Annotated in this window: 18 protein-coding genes and 1 tRNA gene; 13 read left to right on the forward strand and 6 right to left on the reverse strand. The window is 38.1% G+C overall.

What is annotated here, in order from left to right; all coding sequences use genetic code 11:
• The first annotated feature begins 315 nt into the window (after positions 1–315).
• From rbr to D0T56_RS00015, 3 genes are all read left to right on the forward strand, one after another.
• Positions 316–894 (forward strand): rubrerythrin, encoded by a 579-nt coding sequence (rbr, locus tag D0T56_RS00005; RefSeq protein ID WP_163318092.1) that lies wholly within the window; start codon positions 316–318, stop codon positions 892–894.
• Between the two features lie 109 nt (positions 895–1,003).
• Complete coding sequence (locus D0T56_RS00010) at positions 1,004–2,338, forward strand: dihydroorotase (protein WP_163318093.1); 1,335 nt, start codon at positions 1,004–1,006, stop codon at positions 2,336–2,338.
• Positions 2,339–2,397: 59 nt separating this feature from the next.
• Positions 2,398–3,492: a glycosyltransferase family 4 protein gene (locus D0T56_RS00015; RefSeq protein WP_163318094.1), complete on the forward strand. Its 1,095-nt coding sequence runs from the start codon at positions 2,398–2,400 to the stop codon at positions 3,490–3,492.
• Here D0T56_RS00015 and D0T56_RS00020 read toward each other — a convergent pair whose 3' ends face one another.
• Positions 3,493–4,929 (reverse strand): CCA tRNA nucleotidyltransferase, encoded by a 1,437-nt coding sequence (locus tag D0T56_RS00020; RefSeq protein ID WP_163318095.1) that lies wholly within the window; start codon positions 4,927–4,929, stop codon positions 3,493–3,495.
• Positions 4,930–5,025: 96 nt separating this feature from the next.
• Here D0T56_RS00020 and D0T56_RS00025 point away from each other — a divergent pair, with 96 nt between their 5' ends.
• Positions 5,026–5,871 (forward strand): hypothetical protein, encoded by an 846-nt coding sequence (locus tag D0T56_RS00025; protein ID WP_163318096.1) that lies wholly within the window; start codon positions 5,026–5,028, stop codon positions 5,869–5,871.
• Here D0T56_RS00025 and D0T56_RS00030 read toward each other — a convergent pair.
• A complete protein-coding gene (locus tag D0T56_RS00030) occupies positions 5,865–6,359 on the reverse strand; it encodes a surface-adhesin E family protein (protein ID WP_163318097.1) in 495 nt (164 codons plus the stop codon). The genes D0T56_RS00025 and D0T56_RS00030 overlap by 7 nt on opposite strands.
• Positions 6,360–6,469: 110 nt before the next feature.
• On the opposite strand from D0T56_RS00030, the gene D0T56_RS00035 reads away from it, so the two are divergent.
• The 4 genes from D0T56_RS00035 to D0T56_RS00050 all read left to right on the forward strand — a co-directional run bounded on the left by D0T56_RS00035 (position 6,470) and on the right by D0T56_RS00050 (position 11,228).
• On the forward strand, positions 6,470–7,915 hold the full coding sequence (locus tag D0T56_RS00035; RefSeq protein WP_163318098.1) for an ATP-binding cassette domain-containing protein: 1,446 nt from the start codon (positions 6,470–6,472) through the stop codon (positions 7,913–7,915).
• A 65-nt stretch (positions 7,916–7,980) separates the two neighbouring features.
• A complete protein-coding gene (locus D0T56_RS00040) occupies positions 7,981–10,047 on the forward strand; it encodes a putative porin (RefSeq protein WP_163318099.1) in 2,067 nt (688 codons plus the stop codon).
• Positions 10,048–10,141: 94 nt separating this feature from the next.
• The gene (locus D0T56_RS00045; protein ID WP_163318100.1) at positions 10,142–11,044 is read left to right on the forward strand and encodes a transporter; all 903 of its coding nucleotides are present in this window, start codon (positions 10,142–10,144) and stop codon (positions 11,042–11,044) included.
• Positions 11,045–11,157: 113 nt separating this feature from the next.
• Positions 11,158–11,228 (forward strand) — tRNA-Gln (locus D0T56_RS00050).
• Positions 11,229–11,299: 71 nt separating this feature from the next.
• Here D0T56_RS00050 and D0T56_RS00055 read toward each other — a convergent pair.
• On the reverse strand, positions 11,300–12,544 hold the full coding sequence (locus D0T56_RS00055) for an ABC transporter permease (protein WP_163318101.1): 1,245 nt from the start codon (positions 12,542–12,544) through the stop codon (positions 11,300–11,302).
• 195 nt (positions 12,545–12,739) lie between these two features.
• On the opposite strand from D0T56_RS00055, the gene porQ reads away from it, so the two are divergent.
• Positions 12,740–13,753, forward strand: coding sequence for a type IX secretion system protein PorQ (gene porQ, locus D0T56_RS00060; protein ID WP_163318102.1), 1,014 nt, complete (start codon positions 12,740–12,742; stop codon positions 13,751–13,753).
• Positions 13,754–14,186: 433 nt separating this feature from the next.
• Here the strand turns inward: porQ and D0T56_RS00065 are convergent, their stop codons facing one another.
• The 3 genes from D0T56_RS00065 to D0T56_RS00075 are packed head-to-tail and all read right to left on the reverse strand — an operon-like array spanning position 14,187 to position 17,847.
• Positions 14,187–14,885 (reverse strand): hypothetical protein, encoded by a 699-nt coding sequence (locus D0T56_RS00065; protein WP_163318103.1) that lies wholly within the window; start codon positions 14,883–14,885, stop codon positions 14,187–14,189.
• Position 14,886: 1 nt separating this feature from the next.
• Positions 14,887–17,607, reverse strand: a complete 2,721-nt coding sequence (locus D0T56_RS00070) for a class I SAM-dependent DNA methyltransferase (RefSeq protein ID WP_163318104.1) — start codon at positions 17,605–17,607, stop codon at positions 14,887–14,889.
• A 60-nt stretch (positions 17,608–17,667) separates the two neighbouring features.
• Complete coding sequence (locus D0T56_RS00075; RefSeq protein ID WP_163318105.1) at positions 17,668–17,847, reverse strand: hypothetical protein; 180 nt, start codon at positions 17,845–17,847, stop codon at positions 17,668–17,670.
• A gap of 411 nt (positions 17,848–18,258) precedes the next feature.
• Here D0T56_RS00075 and D0T56_RS00080 point away from each other — a divergent pair, with 411 nt between their 5' ends.
• The 4 genes from D0T56_RS00080 to D0T56_RS00095 all read left to right on the forward strand — a co-directional run bounded on the left by D0T56_RS00080 (position 18,259) and on the right by D0T56_RS00095 (position 25,669).
• Complete coding sequence (locus D0T56_RS00080; RefSeq protein ID WP_163318106.1) at positions 18,259–19,164, forward strand: hypothetical protein; 906 nt, start codon at positions 18,259–18,261, stop codon at positions 19,162–19,164.
• On the forward strand, positions 19,161–20,825 hold the full coding sequence (locus D0T56_RS00085) for a hypothetical protein (protein WP_163318107.1): 1,665 nt from the start codon (positions 19,161–19,163) through the stop codon (positions 20,823–20,825). Before D0T56_RS00080 ends, D0T56_RS00085 begins: the two co-directional genes overlap by 4 nt.
• Before the next feature lie 39 nt (positions 20,826–20,864).
• Complete coding sequence (locus D0T56_RS00090) at positions 20,865–22,808, forward strand: hypothetical protein (protein WP_163318108.1); 1,944 nt, start codon at positions 20,865–20,867, stop codon at positions 22,806–22,808.
• Between the two features lie 140 nt (positions 22,809–22,948).
• Positions 22,949–25,669: a TonB-dependent receptor gene (locus D0T56_RS00095; RefSeq protein ID WP_163318109.1), complete on the forward strand. Its 2,721-nt coding sequence runs from the start codon at positions 22,949–22,951 to the stop codon at positions 25,667–25,669.
• Positions 25,670–25,677 lie beyond the last annotated feature (8 nt).

Raw genomic sequence — 25,677 nt, forward strand, 5'->3', positions numbered from 1 at the left:
AGGCGTAAAATTGAACACCTCCCCAACCCCTCCAAAAGAGGGGCTTGCTCCCTCTCCTCTTGGAGAGGGCCGGGGTGAGGTCGGTCGCCGAGAAGCTAAGCCTTGACTTTTTGGTTCGTTTTGTGTCAAGACAAAATGAACGTTTTTATTATAATTAATTTAACTACTGATCGGCAAGGATGAGAAATAAATCAGACTGTTGTATTTCACAGTCTTGCTAAAAATTTATATCTTTAATTTGTTATTCTGATTGTATCCATAATTTTTATAACGATTATAGATCAAACTAGTAAAAAACCATCAAAGAAAAAAGACATGGAAAAAAGTATTAAAGGTACAGAAACTGAAAAATGCCTGTTGAAGTCGTTTGCGGGAGAGTCTCAAGCCCGTATGCGCTACACGATGTTTGCCTCGGTTGCAAAAAGTGAGGGTTATGAGCAAATAGCTTCGATATTTCTGGAAACTGCCGAGCAGGAAAAAGAACATGCAAAACGTATGTTTAAGTTTTTGGAAGGTGGCATGGTGGAAATCACGGCTTCATATCCTGCCGGAAAAGTAGGCACAACAGCCGAAAATCTGATAGAAGCTGCTGCCGGAGAGCATGAAGAGTGGGCGCAGGATTATCCTGCATTTGCTGATATTGCAGAGGCAGAAGGGTTTAAAGATATCGCAGTTATGTATCGCATGATTGCTAAAGTAGAAAACATGCACGAAGACCGTTACAAAGCGCTCCTTGCCAGAGTGGAAAAAGGAGAAGTGTTTTCACGCGAAGAGCCGATCGAATGGCAATGTATGAACTGCGGATTTGTGATTAAGAGCAAAACAGCACCAAAACAATGCCCGGCGTGTCTTCACCCACAAGCATATTTCGAACCTCTTAAGTGGAATTTTTAATATCCGGAAAGCAGAAATAGCGACTCAAAAAGCAACCTGAAAATGGGTTGCTTTTTTATTTGTGCTCTCAACAATAACAAGTACATTTGCCTATCAAACAAATACAGCAATGATACTTATACATAATGCAACAATAATAAATGAGGGCAAGAGCTTTACAGGTTCTGTGCTGATAGAAGGAAAAACTATTAAAGAAATTTACAAAAGTCAGGTTCCGGAACAAATGCTGTCTCACGCCAAAGTGATAGATGCAACAGGATTATGGCTAATACCCGGACTGATTGACGATCAGGTTCATTTCCGTGAGCCGGGTTTGACTCACAAGGGAGATATACACGCCGAAAGCAGAGCGGCTATTGCAGGAGGGGTCACTTCTTATATGGAAATGCCTAATACAAAACCACAAACAACTACCATTGATGCACTGGAGCAAAAGTTTGAGATCGCAAACGAGAGATCGTTTGCCAATTATTCTTTTTATCTTGGCGCAACCAACGACAATCTGTCGGAGTTGAAGAAAGTGGACAAGAAAAATGTTTGCGGCATCAAAATCTTCATGGGATCGTCAACAGGCAATATGTTGGTGGACGACAATAAAACCTTAGCGGCTATTTTTGCAGAAATAGACATGATCAAAACTGTCCATTGCGAAGAAGAAAGCATTATCCAGAAAAATATAGCCTATTATAAATCTCAGTTCGGAGACAATATTCCCATCAAATATCATCCGCTGATAAGAAGCGCAGAGGCTTGCTATCAATCTTCGGCTAAAGCTGTGGATCTTGCCGACAAATACGGCTCTCGCTTGCATATCCTGCATTTGTCAACAGAGAGGGAGGTCAGCCTGTTCGACATAAAACCTTTGATTGATAAGAAAATAACGGGAGAAGTATGTGTGCATCATCTCTGGTTTTCGGACAAAGATTATGAAAAGTATGGCTCTCTTATAAAATGGAATCCGGCCATCAAGACCGAGGAGGATAGAGAAGCCCTCTTACAAGGTTTATTGTCAGGAAAACTGGATGTTGTGGCAACCGATCATGCCCCGCACCTATTGGATGAAAAACAAGGCGGATGTTTGCAAGCAGCTTCGGGAGGGCCTTTAGTGCAACATTCGCTGCAAGTTATGCTCGAATTGGCAAAACAAAATAAAATAACGAAAGAGCAGGTCGTAGACAAAATGTGCCATGCTCCTGCCACTTTGTTTCGGGTTCATAAACGGGGATATATTCGTCAGGGATATTTTGCCGATTTGGTATTGGTTGATCCGAAAAAGGATTATACAGTGACAAAGGAAAATATTTTGTACAAATGCGGTTGGTCGCCATTCGAAGGGCAAACGTTTTCGTCCACCATCGAGAAAACCTTTCTAAACGGGCAGATAGCCTTCGAAAACGGAACGGTGAACGATACCAGAGGCGAAGCTCTGACTTTCGACTATTAGACATTTGCGATATACGAATTACTATTTATGTAAACAACCTAAACTTTTATCAGACACCCATGAAAGTAATAGTAACAGGCACGCGTGGCATACCCAACATACAAGGAGGAGTGGAAACACATTGCGAAAAGCTATACCCACTTCTGGTATCTTCCGGCTGTGATGTCGAACTAATCAGACGATCGTGCTATGTTACTGCCGACAATATCCTCCCTCAATATAAAGGTGTGAAAATAAAAGATATTTTCGCTCCCAGAAAAAAAAGTATAGAAGCCATTGTGCATACATTCTTAGCTGTTTGCTATGCCAAAAGGCAAAAAGCCGATATACTTCACATTCATGCTATCGGACCTGCCTTGATGACTCCTTTTGCCCGATTATTGGGCATGAAGGTCGTAGTTACTCATCACGGTGCAGATTATGACAGGCAAAAATGGGGTAAAGCAGCCAAACTGATGCTCAAAACAGGAGAACGTTGGGCAGCGAAATATGCCAACCATATTATTTCAATATCGAATGTTATTTCAAATTCATTGAAAGAGAAGTACAACAGGACAGAAAATGTCCACCTCATCTACAATGGTGTCGATGCTCCTTTAATCATCGAAAACTCTAAGTATATTGAAACACTTGGTCTTGAAAAAGGGAAATATATTTTCACCTTGGGTCGCTTTGTTGAAGAAAAAGGATTTCATAATCTTATTGAAGCATATAGAGACAGCAAAATACCAAAAGATATAAAGTTGGTTATTGCCGGAGACGCCGATCACGAGACAGAATATTCTACCTCCTTAAAGAAACTGGCTAAAGAAAATAATATAATATTAACCGGCTTCATCAAAGGCGAACCGCTTGCTGAACTATTTTCACATGCGGCATTGTTTGTTCTGCCGTCTTTTCACGAAGGTTTGCCAATTTCCCTGCTCGAAGCAATGAGTTACAGTTTGGATGCCGTGGTCAGTAACATTCCCGCTAATCTGGCTGTAAACCTGCCTGCGGAAGATTATTTCGACCCACACAACACCAATGAACTCATAAATAAATTGGAGGAAAAACTTTCCCGTTCCCCTCATAAAGTCGCATATAATCTGGACAATTACAACTGGGAGACTATTGCCGAGCAAACCCTTGAAGTATATAAAAAGATGATCTGATTATTTTTTCACAGGTTTCAAACCCATTTTTGCGGCTTTTTTTATCAGGTATTCGTATGCCGCATCGTATTCGTTAGGAATGACACCGTCTAGAATAGCATCCTTGATTGAGGATTTAAGGCTACCAACTTCTGAGCTGGGAGCAAGACCAAAAATCTCCATAATTTCTTGCCCGTCAATAGGCGGTTGGAAATTACGAACATGGTCTTTTTCTTCAATATCCTTCATCTTTTGTCGAACTAATTCGAAATTCCGAAGATATTTCTTGACTTTTTCAGAATTCTTCGATGTGATATCGGCTTTACACAAAGTCATCAGATCGTCAATATCATCGCCGGCCTCGAAAATCAGCCTCCTCACAGCCGAATCCGTTACCTCATCTTCAACCAAGGCAATAGGGCGCATGTGCAAAGAAACGAGTTTCTGAACATACTTCATTTTTTCATTCAAAGGCAGTTTCATCCTCTTAAAAATGCCGGGAATCATCTTCTCCCCCACATAATTATGATTATGAAAAGTCCATCCTAGTTTCGCATCCCAACGTTTTGTGGCAGGCTTGGCAATATCGTGAAGTATAGCAGCCCACCGCAACCAAAGATTATCGGTTTTCAAGGCAACATTGTCGAGCACCATCAAAGTATGATAATAGTTGTCCTTATGCCCCACCCCGGCTTTCATGTCCGTACCTTTAAGAGCGAGCAATTCGGGAAATATAATCTCCAACAATCCGGTCTTTTCCAACAGGATAAAACCAAGAGAAGGTTTCGGCGAAAGGACAATCTTGTTCAGCTCGTCAACAATCCGCTCCTTCGATATAATATTAATCCGCTCCCGGTTTCGCCTGATTGCCTCGAAAGCCTCGTCTACAATATCAAAAGCCAACTGAGACGAAAATCGTATGGCACGCATCATTCGCAAAGGATCGTCCGAAAATGTGATGTCCGGATCAAGAGGTGTGCGTATCAGCAGGCGATCCATATCTCCCATGCCATCAAAGGGGTCGAGCAGTTCTCCGTACCGGTCTTTATTCAAACAAATGGCAAGAGCGTTGATCGTAAAATCGCGCCGTTTCTGATCATCTTCCAGAGTCCCATCTTCCACAATCGGGTTTCGCGAATCCCGCTGATACGATTCTTTTCGGGCTCCCACAAACTCAATTTCCGTGTCTTTATATTTAATTTGCGCTGTTCCGTAATTCTTGAAAACAGACAATTTCACGTTTCGTCCTAATTTTGCCGCAACAGCCTCCGCCAATTCTATACCACGCCCAACGGTAACAATATCAATATCTTTAGATGGACGATGCAAAAAAATATCCCGTACATATCCACCAACCGTATAGCATTCCAAGCCTTTTTCGTCGGCAGTATCACGTATCGTTTCAAATATTTTTCCGGAGAGGTGTCTCTCTATTATTTCGTCGTCAACTTTATACATTTCTCAATTGTTTAAGAATCACAAAAATATAACAAAACGGGCATTTACCACAGAATATTAGTATTTTTGTACGAAACCATTGGCTCTCATCGCATTATGAAAACATCTATAAACACACTGATTACGGCACTTATTGTTATTCTGCTTGTTTCTTTTTCTTCCTGCAAAGAAGAAAACAAAGAGGCTCAAAACCTTTTAAGCAGTGCCACTGCCGCCTACGAAAACAACGATTTAGCAAAAGCCAAACAATTGATAGACAGCATCGAGAGCAATCACCCTAGAGCTATTAACGAAAGAAAACAAGCCTATATTCTTCTGCAAAAAGTGAGAAAAGGAGAAAACGATGTAGAAATAAAAAGATGCGACTCGCTTCTCTCCATGCTACAACCGCAGTTGGATGAAATGAAAAAACAATTCGCCATCCAACAAAACAAAAAATATCAGGACAAAGGAATGTATGTTCCTAAAATCGACCCGTCTTTCTCCGGAAACAGCACAGGCCTGAGGTCTGGCGTTATGGAAGATGGAGATCTGATTCTGGAAAGTGTTTATAATGGCGGTGGAAAACATGCTATTGTGATAGTCAACACAAAAGACGGAAATTTTGCCGAAACCAAGGAGGAATACGGCGACGGGTTGAATTACAGATTAGGCGGAACTGAAATTATACGCTATACCCCGATGATGGAGAACGGCGTCGCAAAATTTATTTTCGACAATCAAGATCAAGTAATAACTGTCTCTCTGCGAGGACAACACACAGCTAGTTATGTACTTTCAAATACATCAAAAAACTCAATTGTGCAATCATACAAATTAGCAACTCTGATGAAAGACATAGAGGATGCTAAAACATCGAAGGAAAAAGCTATTTTGCGCAACCAATATCTTGAGAAAGGCGGTCAGGACGAAAGTTCGCAGACATTATCGGATACTCATTGACCCGAATCGCAAACATAAAAAAGCATCAAGTCGCCAACATCGTCACCTTCGATGTTAGTCCAGGGCGAATCTTTTTTTGTTTTGGTCTTCACTATCACCTTACCTTTTGAATTATAATCGGTTATCGTCACCGTTCTGAAGCGGCGATTGGCGCAATCGTAAATATATTCAATCAAAGTATATTTAAAATCGTCCCACTTTTTCATCTTTTTCCTTACTTTTTCAGGTTTTTTCTCAGTTTCGGCAAAAGTAGACTCAATTCTGCCTAAATATTCCGATTTTGCAATGATATCGGTATATAACTTTTTAGAAACCACACCGTAACGAAACGTTCCGCTCTCTTTATTATCTACTCGCTTTATGGTAGTTGTATCTATGTAAACTTCCACGCCATCGGTCACAGCAAATAGCTTCCAGCCATCCACCTCCTGAGCAAAAGCAACAGAAGAAAGACAGATAACGATCATTGCTAAAAAAATCTTTTTCATCGAGCTTCTTTTTTTAACGAATTAATGCGACTAAGATAACTAAAAAGAAAAATGATATTGCCATCCAACGGTTTTTATCTTTAATTTTACACTAAATTTAAGACTTAATCATGGCAGATAAACCTATTTTAGAAATAAACGATGTTATTCCCCGTCTTTCTGACATTGCTTTTAAAGAACCAATAAATTGGAAAATCAGAGAATCCGAAAATTGGGCAATTGTAGGGGCAAACGGAGCCGGAAAAACCATTTTGACAGATATAATTACAGGTAAATACGCTCTCAAATCGGGAGAGATAAAAATTGAAGAAGGCAGATCTTCATCTCAATTCATCAAATCGGTAGCATTCAAGGATATATACAGTCTGGCTGATATAAAAAACAGTTATTACCAACAACGATGGAATGTAGGAGACGAACACGAAATGCCTCTTGTTAAAGATTTACTGCTAAAAGCCGACAACCAGGAATGGGTTGACTATCTGGTAGAATCCTTCAACATAGCAGACCTTTTGGAGAAAGAAATAAACCTGCTTTCGAGTGGAGAACTGAGGAAGTTCCTGATAATAAAATCCCTCATCTCAAAACCCCGCCTATTGATATTGGACAATCCATACATCGGACTGGATGCCGCTTCGAGAATTGTACTGAACAATGTTTTGGAGAAACTGGCAACAATGGAAGGCATACAAATCATTCTTGTCCTTTCCAATCCGGACGACATTCCTAGCGTGATTACCAACATCTTAGCCATAAAAGACAAAGCTATAAAAGCAACATTCGAGAGGGACGAATTTCTGAACGACAAAGAAATACAGGACAAACTTTTCGAGTGTGAATATCCAATCAACCTCGGCGATGTTATCCAAAGCAAGAACGGCGGAATATGCTTTAACAATGTGTTGGAATTAAAAAACATACATATCGGATACAGAAAAAGAACGATACTGAAAAATCTCGACTGGACTGTAAAAAAAGGAGAAAAATGGGCGCTTTTAGGAAAAAACGGAGCTGGAAAATCAACCCTGCTAAGCCTGATTTGCGCCGACAATCCGCAGGCTTATGCAAACGACATCACGCTTTTCGACCAAAAACGGGGTAATGGGGAAAGCATCTGGGATATAAAGAAACGAATCGGATACATTTCTCCCGAGATGCACCTGTATTATCAGAAAAATGTGAGATGCGTGGATATTGTGGCCTCCGGATTTTTCGATACCATTGGCTTATACCGCAAATGCAACGACGAGCAAGAAAAAATTGCAGAGAAATGGATGGCGGTATTTGGTGTAGGGCATCTGAAAAATCACCCCTTTCTTCTGGCTTCGTCCGGAGAACAACGCCTGATGTTACTTGCCAGAGTCTTTGTAAAAAACCCTGATCTTCTTGTTCTGGACGAACCTCTACACGGTTTAGACATCAACAAAAAGAAGCATATGAAAAGCATTATCGAAGAATATTGCAAAGACGACAAATCGTTGATCTATGTCACCCATTATGAAAATGAGATTCCGAACATTGTGGATAAAAAGTTAACTTTGACCAAACAGATGTGAATTTTTGTCTCTTAATAAAACTAAAACACATACTACATTTATGTTTTTTACGTAAGTTTGCACCGATGAAAAAAAATCTGGTATTCATAGCTTTCTTTTTCATGTCATTTGGTTATGTCATAGCCCAAGATGCTCGACTTATCCTCGACAATGACAGCCTGCACACCCACAACGACGAGCATATACATGGCAGAGATATGACTCCCAAAGCTGTTGTAGATACTACTCAGAAACATCGGATATACGGGTGGGTAATTGACCAAAGGCTCGGAAACAGAACTATAATAGAACGGGATACTTTGCTGTATAACTTCCATCACCGGGCCGAAGTTGATGCTCAGGACATAGCCGTCAGCTATCTGAGTAATCTCGGATCGCCGGCTCAATCGAAGATCTTTTTCAACCGCGAAGAAACACCTCTCTTCAATTTTCTGGCTCCATTCAGTTATTCGCTAAAGAAACCCGAAAAGAAAGTTTTTCTGAACACAACCATACCCTATTCCAATATTTCGTATCAAAGCAAATCTTTCGGCTCCAGCCCTACCAACGAAGAAAATTTTAATGCGGAACTATCGTGGAATATCAACAAAAACCTGAATATCGGTTTCAACATCAACTACCTCTATGCGCGAGGGCACTATAACAGTCTGGCCAATAAACAAATAGCATACGACTTCAATGTTAGTTATATTGGCAAAAAATATGAGATGCACGCTTGGGTATACAATAACAATTTCACGAACGGAGAAAACGGTGGCCTTGCCAACGACAGCAGCATTACCGACCCCAATAAAAACAGGGAGTTTAAAGATTCCAAGAATATAGAAACCCGTTTTTCCGACGCATGGAACAGGGTGAAAGGCAGACAATTATATCTCAACAACAGATACAATCTGGGAATCACAGACACAGACTCCATTCCCATTGCCAGCCTTATACTGACCACCTATTATGCAGATCAGCAAAGAAAATTCATATCGAAAGATACCGAAAAAATAAAAACGGATGCTCAGGAAAGAGAGCTGACGGCAACAGATACCACATACATAAAAAGCGCGAACGACCCTTGGTATTACTCCGGTCAGGCTGATGACCGGGCATCGTATTGGTCGTTAAAAAACACCTTCGGCATATCGCTGAACGAAGGATTCAGAGAATGGGTAAAATTCGGATTAACAGCCTTCATCGAACAAGATATCAGAAAATTCCAATATCCCAGTTTCCGATACCCGTTGGCAGGAATTGTCGAATCGCAAAACTCTACTGTTATCGGAGGTGTCTTATCGAAAGAAAAAGGTCAATATCTCAGATATAACCTGTATGCAGACCTTGGTGTAATAGGATATAATGTTGGTGAATTCAAGATAAAAGGAGACATATCAACCAGAATAAAGATAAAAGGTAAAGATGCTGTTATCAGAGCAAATGCCTACATAAAAAACCTGAAGCCAACATTTTTCGAAACCAAATTCTACTCCAAGTATTTCAGGTGGGACAGTAAAGATTTATACGTAGAAAACCAAATTGCCCACAATAAAGTTATAAATCCCGGAGATATCCGCCGTGTATATGTGGGTGGGGAAATATGGTTGCCTCAAACAAAAACCAGAATTAAAGGAGGCGTTGAAAACATACAGAACTACATTTACTATGGCGCAGACAAGCTGATTGCACAAGAGAAAGACAACATACAAGTTATAGGTATTCAGCTAGAACAAAAGCTAAATGCAGGCATACTACACTGGGACAATGAGATAGCATATCAGATGTCGGGCAACAAAAAAGCCTTGCCTCTGCCAACGATCAGCCTCTACACAAACCTGTATTTGCAGGCAACACTTGCCAAGGTTTTGCATCTGCAACTGGGGGTCGACGGCCGTTACTTTACCGAATACCACGCGCCGGGATACGATCCTGTAATTATGCAGTTCTATAATCAACAGGAAAAGAAGATCGGAAATTTCCCTATTGCGAGCGCATATCTGGACTTCAAATTAAAAAACACCCGTGTATACCTGATGATGTACAACATTGCCGAAAGTTTAGGAAACAGATGCTATTTCACCACGCCAGACTATCCGGTCAACCCGATGTCATTCAAATTTGGCTTATCCTGGAATTTCAACGATTAATCTTCTTGTTTTTTCATTGAACAATCGACACAATCAACCAAAAGCAAGTTGTATATTCTCATTCAATATAAACCCTAATAAATAAAAAATCCGGATGAGTTTTCTAAAGAAAATCAGATCGTACATGATGCCCATAACAATGACTGTGGGGATTGTTTTTCACTCCTTTTTTCAGCATTTTTACATCATAACGCCCTATCTGATTTTTTTGATGCTTTTTATCACCTATTGCAACATTGAGTTGAAAAGCATAAAACCCACAAAAATGCACTTTTTCCTTTTGCTGATTCAGATAGTTGGCAGTTTGATCGTGTATCGGGTTCTTGTTTCATTCGATGCCATTGTTGCTCAGGCGGGATTGATATGTATGCTGGCACCCACAGCCACTTCAGCCGTTGTTATAACGGGTATGCTTGGGGGCAACACAGCAAGCCTGACAGCTTATACATTCATGAGCAATCTGACAGTAGCAATCTGCGCTCCGTTCATTTTTGCGTTAATAAGCAATCAGGGAGATGTATCATTTTTTCAGGCAACAGTCATTATCGGCGAAAAGATAGTGATATTACTGATTTTGCCATTGGTTATTGCCCTATTCCTGAAAAGATATGTATCCCCATTGTATAAAACGGTGAAGAAATCGCAATCAGGCTCATTTTACCTTTGGAATATTGCCCTGCTGTTAGTTTCGGCACAAATAACACAGTTTATTCTGGATGCCAAAGGGACAATTAATCCATATACCGAAGTAGTGATAGCACTGACAGCCTTATTTATCTGTCTTTTACAGTTTATTGCCGGAAGAAAAATCGGGAAACGCTACGACGACACCATTGCCGGAGGACAAGGACTAGGTCAGAAAAATACGATTCTTGCCATCTGGATGGCTCAAACTTACCTGAATCCACTCTCTTCGATAGGTCCGGGAACTTATGTTTTGTGGCAAAACATTATCAATTCGTATCAGGTTTGGCGAAAAAGAAAAAATCTTCAATAACTAAGACATTGAAACTTAAGGCTGTTTTTGAAATATAAATAAAAAACAGTTTTATTGTTTTGTTTTTAATAAAAAAGGTATATCTTTGCATCGCTTTTCAAGCAAAAAGGGATTGTCCCATGGTGTAATGGTAACACAGCTGATTTTGGTTCAGTCGTTCAAAGTTCGAATCTTTGTGGGACAACAAGTGAAAAACGGTTATATATCGAATTGATATGTAACCGTTTTTTTTAGATTGAAAGACAACTATTTTCCTTACTCAAATTTGATTGATTTTGCAGGCAATATGCGAGCAATCAGATAAGAAGGACCTATCATCATCATCAAGGAAACAAGAAGTGTGCCTATATTGATAAGTACAATATAAATGATATTCAGTTCGATAGGCACTTGCGAAACGTAGTATACGGAAGCATCCAGCTTCAATATTCCAAAATATTTTTGAACAAGGCATATTGTCAATGCTATTACATTTCCCCACAGCATGCCTTTCAGTATGAGGAATGAAGAAACATAGAGAAATGTTTTTCTGATGGAAAAGTTTTTGGCTCCCAAAGCCTTTAATATACCGATCATATTTGTCCGTTCCAATATCAGGATCAACAAACCCGAAATCATGGTGAATCCCGAAACGGCCAACATGAGGATGAGTATCACCCAGACATTCATATCGAGCAGGTTCAGCCAATTGAAAATCATCGGATTCTGATCAATTACGGAGACTGTGAAAAATGTATTGCCCAACCTGTCATGGGTTGCAGCCATATCAATGAAAAGATCGTTCCTGATTTCTTGCAAACGATCGAAATCATTTACAATAAGCTCAATTCCACCGAATTGGTCAGATTCCCAACTATTGAGTTTGCTAATAATATTTATGTTTGTTATGACGAATATTTTGTCATAATCTTCAAAATTTGTATTGTAGATGCCTGTAATAGTGAACTTTCTCACTTTTGGCGGATCTTGAATAAAATAGCAGAAAAAGCTATCGCCAAGTTTCAAGCTTAGCTTATTGGCAATATATTCCGAAATAATAGCCTCGTAAGCAGAGATTGTATCAGAAACATTCAGAACGCTTCCTTCCACCAGGTTGCGCTTGAAAAAACTCCAGTCGTAATCAGATGTAACACCTTTCAATACAATGCCTTGAAAGTCATTATCTGTCTTTATAATTCCGGGTTTTGTAGAAAAAACCTCTACGTGTTTTACTTCCGGTTTCGATTTCAGGAAATTCAAAAGGCTATCGTCTACGCATACAGGATAGGTTTCATAAGAGTTGTTATTCTCAAAATTAGAGATCTGGATGTGAGAACTGAAACCGACAACCTTGTCCCGTATTTCTTGTTTAAATCCAACAACTATACAGACAGCCAATATCATGGTGGCCAATCCCAGGGCTATTCCGGCAACGGCTATTTTTATGGCAGGTGACGATGCTTTATTCTTATTATCTCCTTTGAAGTATATTTTTCGGGCTATGAATAACTCTAAATTCAAAATCTTATCGTTTTACTGTATATCCGCACAAAGGTAAGAAATAAATCAAATTATTGCATTTTGAGGCTTATCGGAAAAATATTTCAATCAAAATTATCCATGTATTATAATCTTTCTTCAATAATTACGTTATATGTATAATTAAAATAAAAATTTATCTTTGTCTTTTGGGACTAAGAACTCTTACAACAACCTATGAACATACGTTTACATAAAATATTTTTAGTAACATATATTCTGACATTCTTCTTTAACACAATACTTAACGCTCAGGATGGAGAAAAAGCATACAGGTTTCTTAACCTTCCTTCATCGGCCAGAGTGAATGCGATGGGAGGAAGCAATGTCTCTTTGGTGGACAACGATTTGTCTCTTGTATTTCACAACCCTGCGCTTCTGGGTACGGAAATGGACATGAACGTCAACCTCAACTATATGTCGTATATAGGTGACATTAGGGTTGGGAGCGCAATTTTCGGAAAAGCAATAAACGACATCAGTGCGTTTTCGGTAGGAATCAACTACCTCGATTATGGCGATTTTTTAGAGGCATCTCCCGAAAATATTACAGGAAGCAATTTTTCGGCGAAAGACATAGCTATAAACGGTACGTATAGCCGAGATTTGTCAGAAAGATGGAGAGGTGGAGTCACAGGCAAATTTATCTACTCTTCCTACGAAAACTATACATCTACGGCCGTAGGGTTCGATGCAGGATTGAGCTATTATAATCCGGATAGCGATGCTGCCGTAGGATTCGTTATCAAAAACGTAGGGGCGCAAATTTCTGCCTACAACGACAAACGGGTAAGCCTGCCTTGGGATGTAAACGTCGGTTTCTCGAAGCGGTTGTCTCACGCTCCGGTTCGTGTATCGGCAACGGCTGTTTACCTCACTCAATGGAAATTTGAAAAAGTGAATGCTGCAAATGGCCTGGAACCCGACAAAAGTAATTTTTTCAGTGTATTGATGAAACACTTGGTTTTCGGGGTAGATATAATTCCGTCCGATAATTTCTGGATTGGCGTAGGATATAACCCTAAAGTACATTCGGATATGAAAATACAGGATGGAAATAAATGGGGCGGCTGGAATGCCGGAGCCGGATTGAGGGTAAAGAGATTTAACATAGGCTTTGCCTTGGCGCAATTTCACCCCGATGCCACTTCCTATCACTTTAGTTTAGGCATAGATTTGTCTAAATATTAAACCGGAACCAAACACTTCAAAAACAGATTCCCGATAGATATACGGAAAGAAAGCAGGACAGCCACATCTAATTGCGATGATGTTGGCATTTTCGATGTATGTATATATAAATAAAAAAAGGTTGTCATCACGACAGCTTAAATTTCAATTGTAACACATTGGCTTTCAATAACCATATCTAATCAAAATGACAAAATGCACATTAAAGTGCACATAGACAAGGTTTATAATGAGTTATTTCCTACTGCAAATATACATAGGTTTATTCATTTTGTAACGACTGACAGTAAGTTTTTTTTGAACTTTCTTTGTTAATGGTAAAAACCACCTATGTAGGAGTAACATGTGGCTTCATAAAGTAATACATGAAGATAAAGTCAGTCACTTTACATAGTTTGTTTCTTTACGAATGCTAATGGTAATTTTATAATCATTAAGGGACCTTTACCCAAAGATGCAATAAGTCGATATCATCAGATATTCTTTTAGCAGTAGAGCGAGATATTGAATATGTTTTATTTGGCTCTATTTCTAAATCACTTAAGCACTCACAACTTTTCCATTCTTGAGGTAATTCAGTTGCTTTACTTAAAATCCATCCATTTATTGTATTATGCCAATGTAAAAAGTCATCTTGTTCAATATAACCTAACAATGCACTTTTTGACAAACCATAACCATGATCACTAGTTTTGAATCTTTGAATTCCACCAGAGGGGTTACCACTGTCACAATATCCTATCACATATTCAATTTCCCGAGTGCCTTTTCCTGTAGGTAAACGTTTTGCTTCGACAGCATATAAACTTTTCTTTGATACATTTTGCTCTGAAGATATAAATACAAAATCAACTCTTTTTGCAGGATTACCACCTGAATAATAGTCCTTAAACTCTGGAACAACTAAGACACCTCGACTATGATTAATTAAGCTTCGATTCAGGACACTCGTAAATTCCTGAGTAAAACCTTCTTCATTCAAATTCCTAGTAAAAACACCATTTGATATATCTTGCAAAAAAATAGGAATATTTTCTACCAATATATTTTCATATATATTTTCTAGCTTTACACTTGGCGTAAAAGCTGGTACGTTTGACGTTGATGAATTTATAGAATCATTTACCAACATATCAGTAGTCATTTAATATGTCAGCAAATACACTATCTGCATCACGGTAGGCAATTGATGCTAACCAATAGCGTTTTTGATTAGGTTTAATAAATAACACCTTATTTGGTGTGTAATATTGTATAACTCTTGTTGCTGTAAGGCTTTGATTTATATCAAAATGAGTTAATCCTTCAATTCCTGTTGCTTCATCTTCGTTAATTATTCGGATCTCTTTCTTTTCTTCGTCATCGTAAGAGAATAATGCTCCGATTAAGCCTTCTTTCTCAAATTTTATAATGTTCGTAAGCTTAAATAAATTTGTCTGATCTGCATATAAATCATTTATAGCAGTTGAAAACTCTTGTCCATAAAAATAAATTTCTGATTCAATGTTCTTTAATGGTTTTAGGGCTTCAGCTGTTTCGGGCTTTCTTATAAAATATTGAGTATATTCTAATACATCATTAATGACATTTTTTTCTATTTCAGATAGAATGAACGACTCATCCAATATAGGTAAACGCATTATATCTTCTTTAAGTATTGCAGTGTTTTTTCCTATTAAAACTTGACTACTTGTTATAAAAATAATTAAACGATGGAAGTCTTGATAATTTGATAATGATCTATACAACTCTGCAATCGGTTCAATATTCTTATGCAAAGAGTATATTCCAATTAATTTATGTTTAAACGTAAAGTTAATGTTATTATTAAAATAAATTGGTATTTTATTTTTTTCAATATTTTCTTTTATTATAATATTGGGATATTCATATGTAGAACGATTTTTTATTGATATAAATTTCTTCTTCCTGTCTATAAAATCTAATTGATTAAAATCAATTCCATCTTCATTAAAAGCTCGTGTTGGAAGTGTTTTATATTCATACATAAAATCTTCAGAAAGGTCTCCTTCTATACCGAACATAAAGCCTTCATTAGCTTGACATTCATTGGAATCTAAGTAGTCTTGAACTTTTACAGACTCAGAATATTTGTGATATAAATAATTCAATCGACCTCCTCCAAGAAGATTTATTTTGAATATGTAGGGGTTTTCGTAAATCGCTTGACGAAGAATAAAATGTAAGTCATATTTATCTATCTCAAAATAGATTCTTTCTTTATTTGTTTTCGTTCTACGAAAAATTGCATGTAATATATTTTTATCGTAATCTGGTTTAGCTTTGGTTACAAATATTGCAGCAGTATCAACATCAACCCCATCCCATAAAACTCCATTACGAGCAAGAGGTGTAAAATCAAAAATTTGATTAATATGAAAGTTTTCTGTTAGTGCCCTTAGGTAGGCTTTAGACGAATCGCTACTACTATATAATAGAGGTAAGGCTTTTACTATTAAACACGATATTCCATTATCTTTTAGCAAGGTCAAAGAGTCTCCTAAAAATTTTAATGCAATTTGGTTCTGAGGAATATCAACAGATAAGCTATCATTTACTTGCCAAATTTTCAAGTCATCTTTAACTCCACCTCTTACAAAAGGGGGATTTCCTATGACGAGATCGAATTTAGTCTCTTTTCCTATATTTTTTTTCCATAAAAAGAAATCATTACAGTAAACTATTTTTTCTTCAAGTTTATCAAACCTCAAATCATCCCATATTTCTTTAGGTGAAAGTTCATCACATAAGGCAATACAAAGGCTGAATATTGAAATCTGAACAGCTTTTGGGTCGTAATCTATACCACAAAGAGATTGTTGTAAACCTATTAAATCCTTTAACTCAGGTTTTTTGTAATTATTTTGTTGTCGCCACCACTGTACTAAGCGTTTGAAGGCAACAACAAGAAATATAGCAGAACCACATGCAGGATCTAAAATTTTATAGTCTTTTATATTGGATGGGTATTGATTAATGGGCATAACCTCATTAATCAATAATCTCACTAAATGGGATGGTGTGTATGCAACACCATCATTTTTTTTAGTTCCTTCAACTAATTGATCTTTCTTTTTCTCTTTTATGATAAACTCTTCATACAGACGACTAATTAATTCAACTGGAATATGATTGAAAGAATACAGCCTGGAAAAATTATCATCAAAATCAATTTGATATTGATGATTTGAACCTAAATATCCTTTCAATACTTCGGCTAAATAAGAAAGGGCAGATTCTTTCCCATCGAATAATCGAATTTGACTTTCTTCCCAATGAAAAATACCCCCATTAAAATGATTTTTATTCAAGTCGTCAAAAAATAAAAACACCTTGCCATTTACCAATATATCGCTAAATTGCTGGCCATCGTATTTTTCAAAAAAACTAGAAGGAAAAACCGAGTTATTATTTTCGTCACGCCTTTCTTCCAGATATTTTATAAGAATACATTGTATAATTAATTTTTGAACAACATCCTTGTTATTAGCTAATCCAGAATCTTTAGTAAACCTGTTTATTACTTTACGTAATAACTCTGTCAATTTACTGTAAGAAGAATATTTGTAAAAATCAATACTGGAATTATCCCAATAGCTACCAGCCTTTAATTTTTGAGCAAAAAACTTGTTATAAATGCTATGACCTTTAGCTATTGTCTTTAAGTTTTCAACAATATATTCAGGCACATATTTATCCTTTTCTTTCTTTATCGGCTTGCTAGTGTCTAATATTTTTGTTTCGGTCTTTGAGAACACACAAACCAAAGGAATATCTCCTCCTGTCCATACATTCTTATGAATTTCGGTTAGGACACTTTCCTCAGCTAACATTAAGGCTGTGAAATCATAGATATATATTTGTGGTATATATTCGTTGTCTTTGATACCCTTTTAAAAAAAAACAGCACCCGCCTTATAGAGTTGTGCTTTTTCTAGTTGAAACCAAACCTCAGGTAAAGAACTATACTTCTCTTTTTCTTTAGTAAAAAAGAGTAATAAGTCTCTTTCAGAAGCTAATCCTAGTTCTGAAAGGCCCTGATCTATGATGTCATTTTCATATGGGTTTCCCATAATTGTACAAATATAATCACTTTTTGCCGTTTAACAATAAAATAAATTAATTAGTTATTTATCAACAATTTAATGTTTTGTAATTATTATATTAAAGCAAATACTTTAATCCTTTTTTAGTATAGATAAATGATGAGAGATTTAATAAAAAAGAAAGCTCCTACACTTATTATATGTATTTGATTTTTCATCTGCATTTTAGAAACGTTTTTTCCATAATAGTTCTATTTTTTAGTAAAGGCACTATTGCCATTAGTAATATAAAAATATTATGTAAACGATTTATGTAAAGTTTATGGATTTTAGAATATTACAGGCACTATTTGCCTGATTTACTTTCCATAACTGAAGACTTTGGATAAATTTTGTTATGTAAGACTTTCGATAACAAAATCAACGGAAAGAAAACTTATGGAGACAAAGAATAAAATAGACAGCAACAACAGCCAGCGGATGATAAAGGAAGCAATCCGTAAGATAGCTCTGGGCAGGAGTATGGACCGCATCGATATGGCTCCCGGAGGAACAAGCGGTGTTGGAACTGCCCGGATGATCCACGGTTATGTTGCCAAAATACATGATGATGAAGCGGATGAAGAGTTTGAAGAATATGCCGGAACAATCGATGTTGGTGAATTTCCGGATGAGACATCCAGTACAGAACCAATAGTCCATAAGGGAGTGTTACTATCCGGAGCAAAGGATAATTCGGAAGGTTTTTTGGTAATCCCGACATTGTATTCGGATGTAACTATTGTCAGTGATGCTGCCACGAAATATATGTATGTCCTGAACTTCTCTCATGCCGATGTTATCCAACTGAATGCGCATAAAGAAGTGACAGTTGGTGTTATTGAAACCGAAGAACTCGATCCGGAAGATAACGATTCACCTGATTATGATGAGTTGAAGCCGACAGGCAATAAGGCTGTGACTTCTTATTCAGCCGATGCAATACATACAGCGGTAGAAAACAAAGACGGAAAAGCTGCGGATACCCTGCATACATCCGAGCAAATCACGCATACAGTTGATAAGTCTAGCGTAAGCCAGACAGCGGATAAAATACAACAGAAAGTCGGAAGCACCGCTGTTACCCTTCAGGAAAACAAAGTAACAATCGGGGAAGAAACGGCAACCGAACCATTAGTATTAGGAAATCAATTGGCTCAATTAATGCTGGAATTCCTGACGGAATGTTCCAAGATTATGACTCCGACATTGATGGGAACCATGCCAGCTGTTAATGCACCCAATTTCGCATCGCTTATTTCCAAAATACAGAAATTCCTTTCACAAACAGCCTTTACCAAATGAGTGTAACATTACATCCCGCTATAAAAGAACTGGATACAGAAAGCCTTTGTTACAGTATTTATACGCAACTGTACCATAATTTTTTTAATGCCCAGGATAAAAAAGATGAAAACCATCCCTGGGGGATTGTTGAAGGAAACGAAATATCTGTCCGTTTGCACAACACGGCTTATGGTTTTGCAGAAGCCATTGCCGGAGGCGTAGCAGGGGAAGGAAATGGAGATCAAAGCGGGATCTTAATGGACTACCTGAAGAAGAGTGGCGGTGATATGACCGGAATGTTACGTGCTAATTACGGCTTTGAAGCAGGCTATAATAATACCTGGATTATCCGGACTTACCTAAAACAGGGTGTCATTTATGGTGTCAGATTTAACGGCGATGTGGAGATTGGAGCCACGAATCTATATATAGGTGGCAAACGGATAATCTCTTATGATAATCAGACAGGTACAGCTTTGTTTATAAACCGCGATATTAGTTTCTCGGATTCCACATTGCACTCTCAGGGAGATTTTATTTTCGGAGACAGTAAAGAATCGGGGGTTTATATTTCTCCTTCTACCCTGCTGGTAAAAGGTAAAGAAGTTTTCCATGCAGGAAATGCCAATCTGGAGAGTGTAAGCTGGAGGATGCTTGACGGATTGATATCGGGAAACCTTACGGTTAAAGGTGAAACCAAACTATCCGGAATGCTCAGGGCCTGCAGGGGTGTAGAATTCGGCATTGATGATAAAGTAATCGTTTCAATAGATAAACAGGGAACTGTTAATCTGAACAACTATCTATCCTTTGCATCGGGCTTCGGAATAAAGATCGGCAATATCCCCGTCTTAACGAGAATAAACGGGGAAAATATACAACTGGGTGCTGCAGGCGGTGATTTGCTTCTTGGCAGTGAATACACTGATAAAGTCAGATTGTTGGCAAATATTTCCGATGTCGATGGAGATTATGTCCTCGTAAGTAAATACGGGGCGGCCTATTTTCCGGATTCGTTGACGGTCCGCCATAATTACGGAGACAATCTGTTATCCAGTTACCGTGTTGATTCAAACGATGAAGGGATAATCGTTCATAAAAAACTAAGGTTTGGCACATCAAGAGGTGCATATTTATATGGAAAATCGGATGGTATCAGTTTTACATCCTTTGTTGAACATATTACACCCGACAAGAAAACGGTCTTTTATTATGAAATTCTGTTTAAATACGGGATTTCAACCAGCCGCTACCAACCGCAAAACAGAATTTCCGATTCACTTATTATTTCGACTAATGCAGATTTTATCACGTTTGATAAACCCATCGAATCAAAAAGTCACATAGGAATTGATAATTCTTTCACCAGATTAACCGCCGGATGCCTATTCTTTAACAACGAACAGTATTTTCTGGCTTCTGCGGACGGGATTAAACACCACGGAAATGCTTATTTCCTGAATGATTTGTCATCGGAAAGATTCTCGTCCGGATTTGCGGGTTCAGGTTGGGCTGTGATGCATAATAAAATTACAGGTAATGTTGCCGCTACTTTTGATGAACTGACAATCCGCAAAAAGATGCGTATTTATGAACTGGAGGTTCAAAAAATAAGTGCAACGAACGGTGCATTATGGGTCAGTGACAATTGTTCGGGAGATACGGTTGTTAGATTATAAATTTGTCAGCATTCTTAATTTTTAATTCTTCATTTAATTATGTCTGTATATAATTATCCGAAATTCAAAATACTGATTGACCCGAAGTCAAAAAAGACACAGGGACTATGTGTCGGTGATGTAGTCAGAAGGCAATATTTCGACAATCCGAACCTGATCTATTCCTTAATGATTGTAACGGATACCGGAACCGAGTTGGTCGGTGAAGGAGAGTCCGCCTATTTTATCGGGGCGTTGATTGAAGGCGATGAGCCTAAAACGGGAGAAATACTGGATTTTGTTCGTATCACCAATTTATTTGATACAAACCGCAGCGGAGCTTTATATCTGACTGCTTCGGACTGCGAATCCCCGTTTATGGATGTAATCGATGGATTAGCTATCGAAAATTCCTTATGCTTTCCTTATTTGTATAAAGGAAAGCAGGATATTCCCGATAAAAATAAATATGCCTGCGTGGGAGAAAAGTATCTGGATGTAAGCTACATCCAATCAGGAAGTGAAGCAAACAGGATTTTCAGGATAACAAGAAATACCGTCAATAATACAATAGATAAAATTGGTTTTAAGCAATCTATCGGGAAACGGTTAGAACATCCGCAAAGGCTTATCATATCTTATAAGGTTAGGGCATCCAAAAGCCTGACAAATGTTCCTGTTTCATTTGGATATACCTCCGGTTTGGAAATGGACGGGACAGATATTATAGAAATTAAAGCTGATTGGGAGTATAAATTGCATCTGGTCACTATAGACTATCCGGCTTCTTATCAACGGAGTTTCTTTATTGATCTTACCAACTTTCTGAAAACCGAAGGAGACTGGTGTGAGATCGCCGAGTTGAACATTGTGCTCCAATCGGATATTTCAACTTTTGCCGGAGCAACGAAAACCCGTATCGGAAAAGTCAAAGGAATAGTCGATCCTGTATTCGGAGTATTGGACGGGTATGGAGCTTATTTTCAAAATCTATATGCAACAAAGAACGTAAACATAGCAGGAACCCTGACTGCCGGTGACGAAAACGGATTCAGTTCCACCTTTTATGTTGGTAAAATACATAAGAATATCATTCAAAATAGTATTGATTGCAGTTTTGAAGATATTTTTACTGTAGAAATTGAGAATGAGACTCCCGTCGGTATAGGCTCTGTCTGGCAAATGGGGTATTATGCCAAACTTATTGTTCAATCCCATGAATGGCGAACCGCACATATCGACAAAAAGTATTGTTTTTCATTTTGGACCAAAGCGAATAATGATGTTGTACTTTCTCTGTATCAGGATGAATATTACTTGCAGGATATTATCATTACGGCAAGTAATGAATGGAGACGTCATTACCTGTCTTTTCCTATTCAAAAATCGGAAGCATTAAATCTGATAATCCGTATAGATGCTACAAAAGCAGGTGTATTAATTTCCGCTCCACAAATGGAATCGGGTATTACACCTTCCCAGTATCAACCCACTGACGGAACCCTTTCGTATGTCGAAGATTATGGGGCTTGGTTCAGTAAAGGAGGAATCGGAGGAACGATTCAAAACCCGCTATTAAAGTTGAATGCCGATGGCTCCATTTCTTCCCGCGACAACTCCTTTGTTATTAATCCCGATGGAACAGGACATTTTGCTTCAGGACGTTTCAATTGGACAAAAGATACGATTACACTTCAGGATGTGACCATTCGTTGGGAAGACCTTAATAAAGAGGCTCAGGAGAAACTTAAACCCATTGTTGTTGAAATCGTAAGTAACCGGGGATTTATTATAAAGAATGGAAATAATAATGTTGACGCGACAGCTAAACTGTATCGTGACGGAAAAGAACTGGATACCGAAGGTGTTTTTTATACCTACACATGGAGTTTATGGAACAGGACAGGAACCGTTGTTATCAAAACTTATACCGGAAAATCAATAATTGTGGATAAAAATGATGTTACCGGTTCAGGTGTTCTGACCTGTGAAGTATTGGTGTGAATAACCATTGAGTTCTTCAATTATATATAAAGGACAATAGAATTTAACACAACCTCAACAATTTGTTATTCTCCGCTTATTTATTTCGTAACCAATAAGAATAAACTTTGCACACGAAATACATAAAGCAATAAATAAAGATGTCTAAACAAACAATTATTAAATTATTGGGATCCCTGTTTTTAACATTTCCCCTTTTCTTATCGGCACAATCAATAAAAGGGACTGTCACAGACAGTAAGACACAAGAAACATTACCCGGAGTAAGTATCATAATAAAAGGTACTAATATCGGAACGGCAAGTGATATGGATGGTAATTATCAAATAGATGTACCGGCTGGTATGTACACAATAGTCGCCACTTATGTATCTTATGCAACAGTAGAGATAACCGACGTAGAAGTAAGAAATGATAAACCGGTTATTTTAAATGTATCATTAAAAGAGTCAATACAAGGCCTCTCGGAAATTGTTGTAAAAGCCCGAAAAAATATGGAAGCAGAAGGAATGCTAATGATGGACCGTAAGGTTTCAACCATCGCAGTTGAAAGTGTGGGAGCGAGGGAAATGTCAATAAAAGGCCTTTCGACGGTTGCCGACGGTATCAAAAAAATAACGGGTATTTCAATGGAGGGTAACAGTAAAGTCCTGGTAAGAGGGCTGGGCGACCGTTACAGTATGACCTCACTGAATGGTTTTCCTATAGCATCACCTAATCCGGATAACAAACTGATCCCGCTCACACTATTCCCGACATCGGTTGTAAAAAATGTAACCGTGAGTAAAGTATATCAGCCTTCTGTTTTTGGCGACTATTCAGGTGCTCATATCGATGTGGAAACAAAGGAAAATATCGGTACCGATTTTATTACCCTCGGTATATCAACCGGTGGACGAACGAATGTTCTTTTCGCCGATTTTTATTCCTCTGATAAAGCAGGCGCTAAAGCTCCTTATCTTGGAATATCCGGTGGTTTATTTTTAAATGATAAAATAAAGGATATGAGCCGGGGCGAATTTCAGGACTATTACAAAAACAATCAATTGTTCAAAACATCATTTCAGATAGAGAAAAAAACAGCTATGCCCGAACTGGGACTGGAATTCGGTGCCGGTAAATCATGGAAAATAGGAAATCAGAAATTAAATGCGATGATCGCAGCCAATTTCAACAATGATTACAAGATATATGATGACGCCTATACCTCTTCGGTAAATGCACAAGGGGATGTCAAGCAAAATTTCCATTATGATAAATATACGTATGAGACAACATTTACTTCCCTAGCCCAGATAAGTTACACGTTGCGTCAAAACGATATGTTATCCTATAATGTAATGTTTGTAAACAATACCGAGGATGAGTTTAAGGAACGGGACGGTTTCGATGCAGAAGGAGTCCCCCTGAAAGGGAGCAACAGTCTGTATCATATCTATACCTTGTTGAACAACCAAATAACAGGAAAGCATCAGTTTGTGGGTAACCGCCTCTATATTGACTGGCAAGGATCATACGGACGAACAACGAGTGACGAACCGGACAGACGGCAGGTAATGTTCCGCAAAAATGATGATGGTACACTGTCACTATTCAGGTTGAACCAGCAAGAAACGATGCGCTATTTTTCCGACTTGTTTGAAGACGAATGGAACGGCGATGCAAAAATCAAATATATATTAAATAAAGATGCTGAAAAACCAAACTTTATGCGGTTAGGCATATCCCTAAGGAATAAATCGAGAGATTTTTACTCTGCGAATTTCTATTACGACATAAATCTGTTAAATCCTCAGATAGACAATGTTTACGATACGAATTCCTATTTGAATGAAGAAAACATCAAAAACGGGACATTAACAATAAACCGGGTTTCCCAAAAACGTAATTCGTATTATGCAGGAACAGATATATATGCAGGTTTCCTCGATATGGAATATTATGTTACGCCACAATTGTTAGTTGCCGGAGGATTACGTTTCGAAAAATCGAAACAATGGGTTCGTTACTGGAACGACCAAGCCGAAGAAAAACGGGCAGAAATGAATGTTGACGACTTCTTTCCTGCATTGAATATAAAGTACACAATCGAGGGAGAGAACACCCAAAACTACCGTTTCAGTGCATCACGGACAATCACCCGCCCTTCTTTTCTCGAAATGGCACCTTTCTCCTATCAGGAATCCTATGGAAGCAGTATGGTAATTGGTAATGACAGTATTCAAAACGGCTACAATTATAATTTTGATATCCGTTACGAATTATTTACCAAATCGGGAGATATGTATTCTATCAGTGCATATTACAAACATCTGGACAATCCGATAGAACAGATTCAAAAATACTCGGGAAGCGTGATAAAAAGCTTCAGGAACGTAAACAAAGGAACAGCTGCAGGCATCGAGCTGGAAATAAGGAAAAAAATCACTAACGACCTGAGAATAGACTTCAATGCTTCATACATTTATACACACATCAGTTTACCTAAAAATGGTCTTTATACCGACAAATCAAGACGATTGCAGGGAGCTTCACCTTATCTGATAAATATTGACATTAACTATTCGCCAAAGTTTTCCAACAACAGGGTGCTTTCCCTTTCTGGCGTATACAACCTGCAAGGGCCACGTATCAGCTCTGTAGGGATAAACGGAGTAAGCAATATTGTGGAACAGGAAGTACACTCACTCGACTTTATCACAGCCTATTCACTGAATCAGAAGATGAAGCTGAAGTTTCATGCAAAGAACATACTGAATCAGAAAAACGAATTTACACAAGAGATAAATAACGTGGATAAAGTAGTGGAATATTACAAAAAAGGGATTTCGTTAGGAATCGGTTTTTCAATGAATTTCTAAACAATATA

The sequence above is a fragment of the Dysgonomonas sp. 520 genome, from assembly GCF_010501095.1.
In the GTDB taxonomy this organism is placed as follows: Bacteria; Bacteroidota; Bacteroidia; order Bacteroidales; family Dysgonomonadaceae; genus QVMP01.

What these genes read in the sequence shown, in the direction of transcription:
- rbr (WP_163318092.1), top strand. Translation starts at nt 316, where the DNA reads ATGGAAAAAAGTATTAAAGGTACAGAAACTGAAAAATGCCTGTTGAAG.
- D0T56_RS00010 (WP_163318093.1), top strand. Translation starts at nt 1,004, where the DNA reads ATGATACTTATACATAATGCAACAATAATAAATGAGGGCAAGAGCTTT.
- D0T56_RS00015 (WP_163318094.1), top strand. Translation starts at nt 2,398, where the DNA reads ATGAAAGTAATAGTAACAGGCACGCGTGGCATACCCAACATACAAGGA.
- D0T56_RS00020 (WP_163318095.1), bottom strand. Translation starts at nt 4,929, where the DNA reads ATGTATAAAGTTGACGACGAAATAATAGAGAGACACCTCTCCGGAAAA.
- D0T56_RS00025 (WP_163318096.1), top strand. Translation starts at nt 5,026, where the DNA reads ATGAAAACATCTATAAACACACTGATTACGGCACTTATTGTTATTCTG.
- D0T56_RS00030 (WP_163318097.1), bottom strand. Translation starts at nt 6,359, where the DNA reads ATGAAAAAGATTTTTTTAGCAATGATCGTTATCTGTCTTTCTTCTGTT.
- D0T56_RS00035 (WP_163318098.1), top strand. Translation starts at nt 6,470, where the DNA reads ATGGCAGATAAACCTATTTTAGAAATAAACGATGTTATTCCCCGTCTT.
- D0T56_RS00040 (WP_163318099.1), top strand. Translation starts at nt 7,981, where the DNA reads ATGAAAAAAAATCTGGTATTCATAGCTTTCTTTTTCATGTCATTTGGT.
- D0T56_RS00045 (WP_163318100.1), top strand. Translation starts at nt 10,142, where the DNA reads ATGAGTTTTCTAAAGAAAATCAGATCGTACATGATGCCCATAACAATG.
- porQ (WP_163318102.1), top strand. Translation starts at nt 12,740, where the DNA reads ATGAACATACGTTTACATAAAATATTTTTAGTAACATATATTCTGACA.
- D0T56_RS00065 (WP_163318103.1), bottom strand. Translation starts at nt 14,885, where the DNA reads ATGTTGGTAAATGATTCTATAAATTCATCAACGTCAAACGTACCAGCT.
- D0T56_RS00070 (WP_163318104.1), bottom strand. Translation starts at nt 17,607, where the DNA reads ATGTTAGCTGAGGAAAGTGTCCTAACCGAAATTCATAAGAATGTATGG.
- D0T56_RS00075 (WP_163318105.1), bottom strand. Translation starts at nt 17,847, where the DNA reads ATGGGAAACCCATATGAAAATGACATCATAGATCAGGGCCTTTCAGAA.
- D0T56_RS00080 (WP_163318106.1), top strand. Translation starts at nt 18,259, where the DNA reads ATGGAGACAAAGAATAAAATAGACAGCAACAACAGCCAGCGGATGATA.
- D0T56_RS00085 (WP_163318107.1), top strand. Translation starts at nt 19,161, where the DNA reads ATGAGTGTAACATTACATCCCGCTATAAAAGAACTGGATACAGAAAGC.
- D0T56_RS00090 (WP_163318108.1), top strand. Translation starts at nt 20,865, where the DNA reads ATGTCTGTATATAATTATCCGAAATTCAAAATACTGATTGACCCGAAG.
- D0T56_RS00095 (WP_163318109.1), top strand. Translation starts at nt 22,949, where the DNA reads ATGTCTAAACAAACAATTATTAAATTATTGGGATCCCTGTTTTTAACA.